This window comes from Janibacter hoylei PVAS-1 (assembly GCF_004025845.1).
Lineage (GTDB): Bacteria > Actinomycetota > Actinomycetes > Actinomycetales > Dermatophilaceae > Janibacter > Janibacter hoylei.
Genome location: NZ_PIPF01000012.1, coordinates 92,954 through 105,779, shown reverse-complemented (window position 1 = coordinate 105,779; position 12,826 = coordinate 92,954). Strand labels below are relative to the sequence as shown.

The following is a 12,826-nucleotide window of genomic DNA, read 5'->3' as shown; positions in this document are numbered from 1 at the left end:
CCGAGTGGTCGAGGCGGCCCCGTCACGAGGTCACCTGCGGGCGGGACTCACTTGCCGCCCACGGAGACGGTGGAGAACTTCTCCGCCGTCAGCGGGGAGGTGACGAGTCCGTCGACGTCCTCACTGACCACGAGGGCCGGCGGGGAGTGCGACACCGGCACGCCGGGCACGTACTCCTCGGCGATCTTCTTGTTGATCTCCTCGTACTTCGTGGCGCGCTCCTCCTCGTCGACCGTGGCGTCGGCCTCCTTGAGCTCCTTGGCGAGCTCGTTGCCGTAGCCGCCGGCGACGGAGTGGAAGTCGTTCTGCTTCGCGTTGCCGAAGAAGGTGCCGATGAAGTTGTCGGCGGAGTCGTAGTCACCGGTCCAGCCGAGCAGCCAGGCGTCGTACTTGCCGGCGTCGACGTTGTCGAGGTAGCCACCGTTCCACGGCTTCGTCGTGACCTCGACCTTGATGCCGGCCTCCTCGAGGTCGTTCTTGATCGCCTCGTGGAGCTTCTGCGGGTTGGGCATGTAGGGGCGGGAGACCTCGCTCGGGTAGGCGAACTGGAGGGTCATGCCCTCCGCGCCGGCCTCCTTGAGCAGGCTCTTGGCCTTGGCGACGTCGTGCGCGTAGGGCTTGAGGTCCTTGTTGTAGCCGCTGACCGTCTCGGGCATGAACTGCGACGCGGCGGTCGCGCCCTCGGGCAGCTGCGACTTGACCAGGCCCTCACGGTCGATGGCGTAGTTGATCGCCTGACGGACCTTGACGTCCTTGAGCTTGGGGTTGGCCTCGGGGTTGAGCCCGATGTAGAAGATGTTGAAGGGGTCGCGGATCTCGACCTTGTTGCCCGAGTCCTCCAGCCCCTTCCAGTCCACCGGGTTGGGCAGGTCGTAGCCGTCGATGCTGTTGGCCTCGAGCTCCTGCCGGCGGGTCGACTCGTCGGGGATGATCTTGAAGGTGATCTGGGCGTTCTTCGCCTTCTCACCCCAGTAGTCGTCGTTGCGCTTGATCGTGACCGTCTTGTTGGCCTTGTCGTAGTTGTCGAAGACGTACGGGCCGGTGCCGACGGGCTTCTCCGAGTTCTCCGGGTAGACGAAGCCCTCACCCTGGGTCTTGACGTCGTTGGCCTTGCCCTCCTCGAGCGCCTTCGGCGACTGGATGGCGAAGGAGGAGAGGGAGAGCATCGCGGGGAACTTCGAGGTCGCCGACTTGACCTTCAGGACCACCGTCTTGGCGTCGGAGGCCTCGCAGCCGTCGTAGAGGGCGTCGTCTCCGAAGCCGCCCATCGCGGTGCTCCAGTACTCGGCCGGGCCGGACTGGGCCGCTTCGTTCTGGTCGGCCATCCGCTCGAAGTTGGCGCAGACGGCGTCGGCGTCGAGGGCCTCGCCGTCGGAGAACTTCACGCCCTCGCGGAGGGTGAAGGTCCAGGTCTTGCCGTCCTCGGAGGGCTCCCAGGACTCGGCCAGGCCGGGGCCGAGCTCGGCGCTGCCGGGCTTGACCTCGACGAGGCCCTCGAAGATCTGGCGGGTGATGCGGAAGGTCTCGCCGTCGGTGGCGTAGAAGGGGTCGAAGACCTCGGGAGCGCCCGCGGCGCCGAAGGTGAAGGTCCCCCCGGTGTCACCCCCGGAGCCCGAGTCGTCCCGGTCGCTCTGCGCGCAGGCACTCAGGGTCAGTGCGGTCGCGGCGAGAGCGGCCAGCGGGGCTGCTTTCCTCATCGACATGTGTTCCTCGCTTGGTCGGGCCGGCCCCGGCGAGGCTGCCGGGGTGGGTCGCCCACCGGCGCGATGGTGATCCACCGCACACAGGGGTTGGCGGGCAATCTAGTCGCAACGTGCGGTCAGGGGCCGCTTGGACGAGGACCTTTATCGGAGTGAGACCGGTGTGGCCGCAGGTCCTCCGGGCCGACGCGGCTCCCGCAGCATTTGGGGCTTGGCCCCGCGGGCTGAGATGATCGCGACCATGCCCTTGATCTCCCGCAGCGACATCCGCAATGTCGCCATCGTCGCCCACGTCGACCACGGCAAGACCACGCTCGTAGACCAGATGCTCTGGCAGGGGGGTGCCTTCGGCGAGCACGACCACGTCGACGAGCGGGCGATGGACTCCGGTGACCTCGAGCGCGAGAAGGGCATCACCATCCTCGCCAAGAACACGGCGATCCACTACAACGGCCCGTCGGCCGCGGCGCACGGTGCCCCCGACGGCGTGACGATCAACATCATCGACACCCCCGGCCACGCCGACTTCGGTGGTGAGGTCGAGCGCGGCCTGTCGATGGTCGACGGTGTCGTCCTCCTCGTCGACGCCTCCGAGGGACCGCTGCCGCAGACCCGCTTCGTCCTGCGCAAGGCGCTCGCGGCGAAGATGCCGGTCATCCTCGCGATCAACAAGGTCGACCGTCCCGACAGCCGCATCGCGGAGGTCGTCGACGAGGCCTACGAGCTCTTCATGGACCTCGACGCGGACGAGGACCAGATCGAGTTCCCCATCGTCTACACCTCCGGCAAGGCCGGTGCGGCGAGCCTGACCCGCCCCGAGGACGGCACCCTGCCGGACAACGACGACCTCGAGCCGCTCTTCAAGACGATCATGGAGACGATCCCGGCCCCGTCCTACGAGGACGACGCCCCGCTCCAGGCGCACGTCACCAACCTCGACTCGAGCAACTTCCTCGGCCGCCTCGCCCTCCTGCGGGTCTTCAACGGCGAGCTGCGCAAGGGGCAGCAGGTCACGTGGTGCCGCCACGACGGGTCGACCGAGAAGGTCAAGATCACCGAGCTGCTCATCACCGAGGGCCTCGAGCGCAAGCCGCTCGACCAGGGCGCCGCGCGCCCCGGCGACATCATCGCCATCGCCGGCATCCCGGAGATCATGATCGGCGACACGATCGCCGACGCGGACAACCCGATCCCGCTGCCGGTCATCACCGTCGACGAGCCGGCGATCTCGCTGACGCTCGGCACCAACACCTCCCCGCTCGTGGGCCGTGGCCCGACGAAGGGGACCAAGGTCACCGCCCGCATGGTCAAGGATCGTCTCGACAAGGAACTCATCGGCAACGTGTCGCTGCGGGTGCTCCCGACCGAGCGTCCCGACGCCTGGGAGGTCCAGGGCCGTGGCGAGCTGGCGCTCGCGATCCTCGTCGAGCAGATGCGTCGTGAGGGCTTCGAGCTGACCGTCGGCAAGCCGCAGGTCGTCACCAAGGAGATCGACGGCAAGGTCCACGAGCCCGTCGAGCGCCTGACGATCGACACCCCCGAGGAGTACCTCGGCGCGATCACCCAGGTCCTCGCGGCGCGCAAGGGCCGCATGGAGCAGATGACCAACCACGGCACCGGGTGGATCCGCATGGAGTTCCTCGTGCCCTCGCGCGGCCTCATCGGCTTCCGGACCGAGTTCCTCACCGAGACCCGCGGCGCCGGCATCGCGCACCACATCTTCGAGGGCTACGAGCCGTGGTTCGGCGCGATCACCACCCGCGTCTCCGGCTCGCTCGTCGCGGACCGCTCCGGCCCGGTGACCTCCTACGCGATGGTCAACCTGCAGGAGCGCGGCTCGCTCTTCACCGAGCCGGGCACCGAGGTCTACGAGGGCATGATCGTCGGCGAGAACTCGCGCGCCGACGACATGGACGTCAACATCACGAAGGAGAAGAAGCTGACGAACGTGCGCGCGTCGTCGGCCGACAACTTCGAAAAGGTCGTGCCGCCGCGCAAGCTGAGCCTCGAGCAGTCGCTCGAGTTCTGCCGCGAGGACGAGTGCGTCGAGGTCACCCCGGACGCGATCCGCATCCGCAAGGTCGAGCTCGACGCCAACCTGCGCGCTCGTGCGGCCTCCAAGGCTCGCAACTCCTGAGAGGGGAGCGCCGATGCGGCGCATCAGTCGAGGTCTCATCTGCGGTGTCGGCGCACTCGCCCTGGTGGCGGGTGCGTCGGCCTGCACCGACGACTCCGAGGGCGGCGCGTCCGGCTCCGGGTCGTCCGGCTCGGGTCGGGTCAGCGGCCCGGAGAGCCGGCTGACGGTGCTCTCGACGGGCCCCGTCCAGGCCTGGGACCCGCAGCGGATCACCCAGCGCCAGGTCGCCGGCTTCGCGTCGCGCACGTGGATGCGCACCCTCACCGCATACCAGCCCGAGGTCAACCTCGCGGCGCAGCGCAAGCTGCGGGGCGACCTGGCCACGACCCCCGGCGTCGCGAGCGACGGGGGCCGCACGTGGACCTTCACGCTGCGTGAGGGCATCCGCTGGCAGGACGGATCGGCCATCACCTGCGCGGACGTGCGCTACGGCGTGGCCCGATCCTTCGACCCGCGGGTCCCGTCGAGCGGGTACGCCCTCACCTACCTCGACATCCCGAAGAAGAAGGACGGCACCTCCGCCTACCCCGGCCCGCTGGCGAAGGGAGGGACCTCCAAGGCCTCCCGGGCCCTCCTCGAGGACGCCGTGGAGTGCACCGACAAGGAGACCGTCGTCTTCCACCTCGACCAGCCGGTCGGCAACTTCGACGAGGTCGTCTCGCTGCCCGAGTTCGCGCCGTACAAGCAGTCGCGCGAGGGTGACGACGCCGCGTACGAGGCCTTCTCGTCGGGCCCCTACAAGCTCTCCGACGCGTGGACCCCGAGCAAGGGCGGCACCTGGGTGCGCAATGCGGAGTGGGACGAGGACTCCGACCCCCTGCGCTCGGCCGGGCCCAGGAGCATCCTGCACCGCGAGGGCGTCGAGCCCAAGGACGCCCTCGAGACGATCGTCTCGGGGGAGGACGGCGCCCGCACGCTGACCCTCGACCCGATGCCCACCGTGCTCGGTCCGGTGCTGGACGAGGCCGGCGACACGGCCCAGAGCGTCGAGGTCGACGGGCAGCTCGTCGACTACCTCGCCGTCAACACGCGCAGTGCGCCGATGAAGAGCACGGCGGTGCGCCGCGCCCTCGCCACCGCCACCGACCGGCAGGCCTACAACGAGGCCCGCGGCGCCGGCGCGGGCACGCCGACGTGGTCGCTGCTCGGTGCCGGTCTGCCGTCGGCGCACCCGAGTGTCAGCGACCACGGGCCGTCCGGCGACACGGCCAAGGCACGCCGCCAGCTCGAGGCGGCGAAGGTCGACGAGCCGGTGAAGATCACCGTGGCCTACCGCGGCGGGGGCACGATGGACGCGGCGATGCAGGGCCTCGAGAAGGGCTGGGAGGAGGCCGGCTTCGAGGTCACCCTCACCGCCCTCGGCGACGACTACTTCACCCGGGTCGAGCAGCGCTCGGTCGCCGCGAAGTACGACGTCGTGTGGGCCAACTGGGGCCCCGACTACCCGGCGGCCGTGACGGTCCTGCCCGCCCTCTTCGATGACCGCGTCAACCTCAGCGGCGACTCGGTCGGCCGTGACTACGGCATGTTTGCCGACGACGACGTCAACGAGGCGATGGACAGCGCGGCCCGCGTGCGCGACCGCGAGTCCCGCGCCAAGCGGTGGGCCGCCATCGACACCGGCCTGCTCGAGGACGCGGTGTACGTCCCCCTTCGTCAGAGTCGCCTGACGTACGTGGCCGGCTCCGAGGTGAGCTCGCTCGTCGGCAACCCCGTCTACGGCGGGGTGCCCGAGATGGGCGTCATCGGGGTCTCGCGATGACGGCGGCCGCACCCGTGGTCGTCGAAGGGAGGCCCGCTCGCCTCCTCTTCGTCCACGCCCACCCCGACGACGAGCTGCTGGCCACGGGCGTGGCCATCGCCCACCACGTCGCCGCCGGCGACGAGGTCCACGTGCTCACCTGCACCCTCGGGGAGCAGGGCGAGGTCATCCCGGCCGAGCTGGCCCACCTGGCGGCCGATCGCGAGGACACCCTCGGGGCCTTCCGTCGCGACGAGCTGCGGGGCGCGATGGCCACGGCTGGCGTGCGCAGCAGCACCGTGCTCGGCGAGGGCCCCGACCGCCTGTCGCGGTGGCGCGACTCGGGCATGGCGGGCACGCCGAGCGCGGCGGACCCGCGCTGCTGGGTGCGCTCCGACGACGCCGAGGCGATCGCCGCCGTCACCGCCGTCGTCACCGCCGTCGACCCTGACCTCGTCATCACCTACGACGCGCAGGGCGGCTACGCCCACCCCGACCACATCCGCACCCACGAGGTGACCCGCCGTGCCGTGGCCGGCCTGCCCGAGGACGGTCGACCGGCCCTCTTCGGCACCTTCACCCCACGCTCGTGGGCCCGGGAGGACCGCGAGGTCCTGGCCGTGACCGACGAGGTGCGCGGGCTCGGGTGGGCCCTGCCCACGGGCGACTTCCCCCCTTCGGTCGTGGACGACGCGGTCGTCACCCACGCCGTCGTCGACGCGAGCGCCGTGGAGCGGCAGACCGCGGCGCTGCGGCACCACCGCACCCAGGTCACGCTCGGACCCCGCGACACCTACGCCCTGTCCAACGACATCGCCGCCCGGCTGTCCGGGCGGGAGGGCTATGCCCGCCTCGACCCGGCGACCGGCGAGCCGGTGCCCGCCACGGTCGCGGGGGCGCGCCCGCCGCTGGTGGCCCGCCGATGAGCGGGGTGACCCCGACGAGCCTGCGGCACGCGATGGCCCACTTCGCCACCGGGGTGACGGTCGTGACGACGCTCGAGGACGGGCACGACCACGCGATGACCGCCAACTCGGTCACCTCCGTCTCGCTCGAGCCGCCGCTCGTGCTCGTGTGCGTCCGCAACGACAGCGGGTGGCACGACGCCGTGCTCTCGTCCGGGGTCTGGGGGGTCTCGATCATGCCGACGGCGGGCCGGCCGGCCGCCACTTGGCTGAGCACCGGGGGGCGTCCCCTGCAGGGGCAGCTCTCGCGCGTCCCGCACCACCGCGGTGAGCTCGGGGTCGCGCTCGTCGACGACGCGCTGGCCACGCTCGAGTGCCGCACGCACGCCCTGCACGAGGCCGGCGACCACACGATCGTCGTCGGCGAGGTCGTGTCGAGCAGCGCCGATGCCCGCAGAGATGATCCACTGATCTACTACCGCAGCCGCTACACGACCACGAGGTGACGAGATGACCGACCACGACAGCTGGACCGAGGACGAGGTCCTCGATCGTCCACGCCGCGGGCGCACCCTCCTGGCCGTGGCCTTCGTGCTCATGGTGCTCGCCGGCCTGTACGCCGCGGCGGCGCTGTACTTCGGCGACAAGGTGCCTGCAGACACCCGCATCGGCGGGGTGGCCATCGGCGGCAAGACCCCGTCGGAGGCGCAGCAGGCTCTCGAGGACGAGCTCTCCGACGAGGAGGCGCGGCCGGTCACCGTGACGGTGGACGGCAAGGAGGTCGAGCTGGAGCCCGCGGACGCCGGGCTGTCCTACGACTACGCGGGCTCCGTCGACGGGCTGACCGGCTTCAGCCTCAACCCCGTCGACCTGTGGCACCACGTGCGCGGTGGTGTCGAGCGTGACGTCGAGGTGGCCGTCGACGAGCAGGCGCTCGCCGACGCAGTCGACGCCAAGACGTCGATGCTCGACAAGGAGCCGGTCGAGGGCAAGGTGACCCTCGAGGGCGCGACGGTGAAGAAGACCGCCTCCAAGCCCGGGCTGAGCGTTGACCGTGACGCGGTGGTCGAGTCCATCGCGGATGAGTGGCCCGCCGAGCGCTCCTTCGACGCACCCACCACGGAGCCGGCGCCCCAGCTCACCCAGGCCGAGATCGACCGCTTCGCCAAGGACGACCTCGAGCCCCTCGTCGCCGGTCCGGTGACCGTGACGACGACCGACCCGCAGGGCGAAGGGGAGGACAAGACCATCTCCTTCACCGTGCCGGCCGACCAGCTCGCCGGTGCCGTCTCGATCAAGGACGACAAGGGCAGGCTCTCGGCGAGCGTCGACGAGGCCAAGGTCGCCAAGGCGACCCTGTCGGCCGGCTCGTCGTCGGGTCTCTTCCGCGAGGCCAAGGACGCCGGGGTGGTCCACCGCGGCGGCTCCGACTTCGACGTCACCCCCTCGAGCACCGGACTGGCGCTCAAGGAGGACGGCCTGGGCGCCAAGGTCGTCGAGGCGATGAAGAAGAAGGGCGACGAGCGCAAGGTCGCCGCCGACTCGCAGGAGTCACAGCCGGAGCTGACGACCGCCGAGGCGAAGAAGACCCTCCCGCAGGAGGAGCTGTCGACCTTCACGACCTACCTGCCGGACGCGGGTGGCGTGCGGACCAACAACATCAAGATCGCGGCCCGCCAGCTCGACGGTGCCTACGTCGCGCCGGGCGAGACCTTTTCGCTCAACCAGCAGCTCGGGCAGCGCACCGCGGCCAAGGGCTACCAGAAGGCCGGCGTCATCAGCGGTGGTCGGCTGACCAACGACTACGGCGGCGGCATCTCGCAGCTGTCGACGACGCTCTTCAACGCTGTCTTCTTCTCCGGGGCCAAGATCGAGGAGTTCCACCCGCACTCCTTCTACATCTCCCGCTACCCGGAGGGGCGCGAGGCGACGATCTCGTGGCCCGACGTCGACAACCGCTTCACCAACGACACCGGCGCCGGCATCCTCATCTCGGCCTCGGTGAGCGGCAACGAGGTCACCGTGACCTTCCACGGCCGCAAGAAGTACGACGAGATCAAGGCGACCAAGAGCGCCCGCAAGAACATCACGCCGCCCAAGACGATCACCGACAACACGAAGGGCTGCGTGCCCCAGTCGCCGGCCCCCGGCTTTTCGGTCGACATCGGGCGCCAGTTCATCAAGGACGGCAAGACGGTGAAGAGCTCGAGCTTCACCACCCGCTACATCCCCCAGGACGACGTCACCTGCACCAACCCCTGATCCGCCTCCCACGCTCCCTGAGTGGGTCCCACGTCCCGCGTGGGCGGCGCGCCAGCGCCGTCTCGAAGGGAGTCGCTCAGCCGCGGCGGGCGAGGTAGACGTAGTCGTGGTGGGGCGTGAGGCCGAGGCTGCGGTAGAGGTGCTGGGCGGGGGCGTTGTCCTGCTCGACCTGCAGGTAGGTGAGGGTGGCGCCGGCGCGCTCGGCCGCCCGCAGCGCCTCGACGGTGAGCCAGCGACCGAGACCCCGGCCGCGGTGCGCGGGGGAGACATGCACGCCGAAGACGCCGGCCCAGCCGTCGTTCATCGCCACCCGCGCGACGCCGGCGACGCCCCCTTCGTCGTGGGCGGTGAGGAAGACCTGCCGCGGCGGCAGGGCGAGGACCTGCCGGGCCGCGTCGAGGTGGTCGCGCAGGCGGGGGGAGCTGCCCGTGAACCACGCCTCGTCGGGGGCCCCCGAGCTCGTCAGGCTGACCCCGGCCGGCGGGTCCACGTGTGCCACGAGGTCGGCGGTGCGGCCGGTGAGCACGTCCGCGGGAGGCAGCTCGCGCCAGCCGCGGACGAGGAGCAGTGCGCCGAGCGGGTCGTCCGCGGTCCTCGCGCGCGGGGGGCGGGGGAGCATGAGCAGCGGGGGGAGTCCGCGCTCGTCGTACCAGGCCTCGACGGCGTCGACGGCCGCGTCGAGCGGCATGCCCGGGTCGCCCACGGGCAGAGCGGAGTTGGAGCGACCCGTCCACCCGGCGCCGGCCCGCAGGAGCCAGCCGGCTCCCTTCGCCCCGAGCCGAGCCTCCGCCAGGCCGGGCTGGCCACGGGTCATGACGAGGTGGAGGTCCTCGATGCCGATGGCCCGGTGCGGTGCGCCGCGCCGGGCGGGGCGTGGCGGGATCGCGCGGCTGGCGACGACGTGCTCCCGACGGAGGGTGACGTCACCGTGGCGGGTGCGGACGGTGAGCGTCTCCTCGTCGAGCCGGAGCAGCTCGCCGACGGTGTCGGTGAGGGTGGGGCCGCAGGCCGGCGGAGGGTCGATGCGGGAGCGGACGGCGACGCGCCCGCCTGTGGTGAGGCCCACCGTCACGTCGCTCATGAGGCGTCATAGTATGGGCCGCATGACGTACGTGATCGCGCAGCCGTGTGTGGACCTCAAGGACAAGGCCTGCATCGAGGAGTGCCCTGTCGACTGCATCTACGAGGGCAAGCGCAGTCTCTACATCCACCCCGACGAGTGCGTCGACTGCGGCGCCTGCGAGCCCGTGTGCCCCGTCGAGGCCATCTACTACGAGGACGACACCCCCGAGGAGTGGGCCGACTTCTACAAGGCCAATGTCGAGTTCTTCGACGACCTCGGCAGCCCCGGCGGTGCCGCCAAGATGGGCATGATCGACAAGGACCACCCGATCGTCGCGGCCCTGCCGCCGCAGGAGCACGACGAGTGACGACGGGCCACCCGTGATCTCCTCCCTGCCCGACTTCCCCTGGGACTCGCTCGCTCCGGCCAAGGAGCGGGCGAGAGCCTTTTCGTCCGACGACCCGGCGCAGGGCGAGGGCATCGTCGACCTGTCGGTCGGCACCCCGGTCGACCCCACGCCCGAGGTGGTCCAGCAGGCGCTGCGCGACGCCGCGGACGCCCCCGGCTACCCGCAGACCTGGGGCACCGCGGACCTGCGCGAGGCGATCGGACAGTGGTTCGAGCGACGGCGCGGCGCCCCGGGCGTCGACCCCGACGGCGTCCTGCCGACGGTGGGGTCCAAGGAGCTCGTCGCGTGGCTGCCGGCCCTGCTCGGCCTGGGGGCCGGCGACGTCGTCGCCTTCCCCCGCATCGCCTACCCGACCTACGACGTGGGGACACGGATCGCCGGGGCCACCCCCTTCGCCGCCGATGCCACGACGGCCTTCGGCCCGACGACCGCGGCCACCGCTCCGAAGCTGCTGTGGCTCAACACCCCGAGCAACCCGACGGGCAAGGTGCTCGGTGTCGAGCACCTGGCCAAGGTCGTCGCGTGGGCCCGCGAGCGCGGCGTCGTCGTCGCCTCCGACGAGTGCTACGCCGAGCTCGACTGGCGCGACCAGAGCGACCGCGGCGGGGACGCGGCCCTGCCGACGACCCCTTCGCTCCTCGACCCGCGGGTGACGGGCGGCTCCCACGAGGGCCTGCTCGTCGTCTACTCGACGTCGAAGCAGTCCAACCTCGCCGGCTACCGCGCGGCCTTCGCCGCAGGCGACCCGACACTCGTGCGCTCCCTGCTCGAGGTGCGCAAGCACGCGGGCATGATCGTGCCCTGGCCGGTCCAGCGGGCTCTGCTCACCGCCGTGAGCGATGACGAGCACGTCGCCGTGCAGCGCGAGCGATACCGGGCGCGACGGGCCGCGCTGCGCCCTGCGCTCGAGCGGTGGGGGCTGCGGATCGACGACTCCGAGGCCGGCCTCTACCTGTGGGCGACCGCGGGGGAGCCCTCGCGCGTGACCGTCGACCGGCTCGCCGACCTGGGCATCCTCGTCGCGCCCGGGGACTTCTACGGCGTGGCCGGCGAGCAGCACGTGCGGGTCGCGCTCTCGGCGACCGACGAGCGCATCGCCGCCGCCGTCGCTCGCCTCGACGGCTGAGCCGTCGCGCGGCGCGCAGGTCCGGCCGCACGGGGCACCCCGCGTGGTGACCCACACCACCGCTGAGGTAGTTTCGTCAGTGAAACGCATGCCCGGGGCCACCGCCTCCGCGGCACGGCACGATCGAAGGGTAGATACTTCATGACCGCTGACGCCACCTTCTCCGCCGCAGGCAAGGACCTGACCTTCCCGCTCGTCGAGGCCAGCGAGGGCAACCACGGCTACGACATCTCCTCGCTCATGAAGGAGACCGGCAACACGACGCTCGACGTGGGCTTCGTCAACACCGCGTCGTGCAAGAGCGACATCACGTACATCGACGGTGACGCGGGGATCCTGCGCTACCGCGGCTACCCGATCGAGCAGCTGGCGAGCAAGTCCTCCTTCGTCGAGGTCGCCTACCTGCTCATCTACGGGGAGCTGCCGACGGCCGACCAGCTGGGTGACTTCGAGGAGCGCATCTCGCGCCACACGATGCTCCACGAGGACCTCAAGGCCTTCTTCAACGGCTTCCCGCGGGACGCGCACCCGATGCCCGTGCTGTCCTCGGCCGTCTCGGCGCTGGGCACCTTCTACCAGGACAGCCTCGACCCCTTCGACCCGGAGCACGTCGAGATCTCGACGATCCGTCTCCTGGCGAAGCTGCCGACGATCGCCGCCTACGCGCACAAGAAGAGCGTCGGCCAGCCCTTCCTGTACCCGGACAACTCGCTGAGCCTGACCGAAAACTTCCTCCGGATGACCTTCGGTTTCCCGGCCGAGCCCTACGAGCTCGACCCGGAGATCGTCGCGGCGCTCGACCAGCTCTTCATCCTGCACGCCGACCACGAGCAGAACTGCTCGACCTCGACGGTGCGCCTCGTCGGCTCGGCCCACGCCAACCTCTTCAACTCCGTCTCCGCCGGCATCCACGCCCTCTCCGGCCCGCTGCACGGTGGCGCCAACCAGGCCGTGCTCGAGATGCTCCAGCAGATCCAGGCCGCCGACCACGGCGCCGAGACCTTCATGAAGAAGGTGAAGAACAAGGAGGACGGTGTCCGCCTCATGGGCTTCGGGCACCGCGTCTACAAGAGCTACGACCCGCGCGCGGCGATCGTCAAGGAGACTGCGCACTCCGTGCTCGAGAAGATGGGCGGCGACGAGCAGCTCGAGATCGCCATGAAGCTCGAGGAGATCGCCCTCGCGGACGACTACTTCGTCGAGCGAAAGCTCTACCCCAACGTCGACTTCTACACCGGTCTGATCTACACGGCCATGGGCTTCCAGCCGAAGATGTTCACCGTGCTCTTCGCGATCGGCCGTCTCCCCGGCTGGATCGCCCAGTGGCGCGAGATGATCGAGGACCCGGCCACCAAGATCGGCCGCCCGCGCCAGATCTACACCGGCCCCACCGAGCGCGACTACGTCGCCATCGACGGTCGCTGATGTCGACGACGTGACGTCGGCCCCCTTCGCTCTCGGGCGGAGGGGGCCGACGCGTGTC

Annotated in this window: 10 protein-coding genes; 8 read left to right on the top strand and 2 right to left on the bottom strand. The window is 70.7% G+C overall.

The window, feature by feature from the left end:
• Positions 1-47: 47 nt before the first annotated feature.
• Positions 48-1,703, bottom strand: a complete 1,656-nt coding sequence (locus CWN80_RS12695) for an ABC transporter substrate-binding protein (RefSeq protein WP_007923774.1) — start codon at positions 1,701-1,703, stop codon at positions 48-50.
• A gap of 238 nt (positions 1,704-1,941) precedes the next feature.
• On the opposite strand from CWN80_RS12695, the gene typA reads away from it, so the two are divergent.
• The 5 genes from typA to CWN80_RS12670 are packed head-to-tail and all read left to right on the top strand — an operon-like array spanning position 1,942 to position 8,745.
• Positions 1,942-3,837, top strand: coding sequence for a translational GTPase TypA (gene typA / locus CWN80_RS12690; RefSeq protein WP_007923773.1), 1,896 nt, complete (start codon positions 1,942-1,944; stop codon positions 3,835-3,837).
• A 13-nt stretch (positions 3,838-3,850) separates the two neighbouring features.
• Positions 3,851-5,599, top strand: a complete 1,749-nt coding sequence (locus tag CWN80_RS12685) for an ABC transporter substrate-binding protein (RefSeq protein WP_007923772.1) — start codon at positions 3,851-3,853, stop codon at positions 5,597-5,599.
• On the top strand, positions 5,596-6,504 hold the full coding sequence (gene mshB, locus CWN80_RS12680; protein ID WP_007923771.1) for an N-acetyl-1-D-myo-inositol-2-amino-2-deoxy-alpha-D-glucopyranoside deacetylase: 909 nt from the start codon (positions 5,596-5,598) through the stop codon (positions 6,502-6,504). Before CWN80_RS12685 ends, mshB begins: the two co-directional genes overlap by 4 nt.
• A complete protein-coding gene (locus CWN80_RS12675; RefSeq protein ID WP_040880411.1) occupies positions 6,501-6,989 on the top strand; it encodes a flavin reductase family protein in 489 nt (162 codons plus the stop codon). The genes mshB and CWN80_RS12675 overlap by 4 nt, the downstream gene beginning before the upstream one ends.
• 4 nt (positions 6,990-6,993) lie before the next feature.
• Complete coding sequence (locus tag CWN80_RS12670; RefSeq protein WP_007923769.1) at positions 6,994-8,745, top strand: VanW family protein; 1,752 nt, start codon at positions 6,994-6,996, stop codon at positions 8,743-8,745.
• A 76-nt stretch (positions 8,746-8,821) separates the two neighbouring features.
• On the opposite strand, the gene CWN80_RS12665 is transcribed toward CWN80_RS12670, so the two are convergent.
• A complete protein-coding gene (locus CWN80_RS12665) occupies positions 8,822-9,826 on the bottom strand; it encodes a GNAT family N-acetyltransferase (protein ID WP_128277392.1) in 1,005 nt (334 codons plus the stop codon).
• A gap of 22 nt (positions 9,827-9,848) precedes the next feature.
• Here CWN80_RS12665 and fdxA point away from each other — a divergent pair, with 22 nt between their 5' ends.
• From fdxA to CWN80_RS12650, 3 genes are all read left to right on the top strand, one after another.
• Entirely contained in the window at positions 9,849-10,175 is a 327-nt protein-coding gene (gene fdxA, locus CWN80_RS12660) for a ferredoxin (RefSeq protein ID WP_007923767.1), read from the top strand.
• Positions 10,176-10,188: 13 nt separating this feature from the next.
• On the top strand, positions 10,189-11,343 hold the full coding sequence (gene dapC, locus CWN80_RS12655; protein ID WP_128277391.1) for a succinyldiaminopimelate transaminase: 1,155 nt from the start codon (positions 10,189-10,191) through the stop codon (positions 11,341-11,343).
• A gap of 141 nt (positions 11,344-11,484) precedes the next feature.
• Positions 11,485-12,768, top strand: a complete 1,284-nt coding sequence (locus CWN80_RS12650; RefSeq protein WP_007923765.1) for a citrate synthase — start codon at positions 11,485-11,487, stop codon at positions 12,766-12,768.
• Positions 12,769-12,826: the final 58 nt, after the last annotated feature.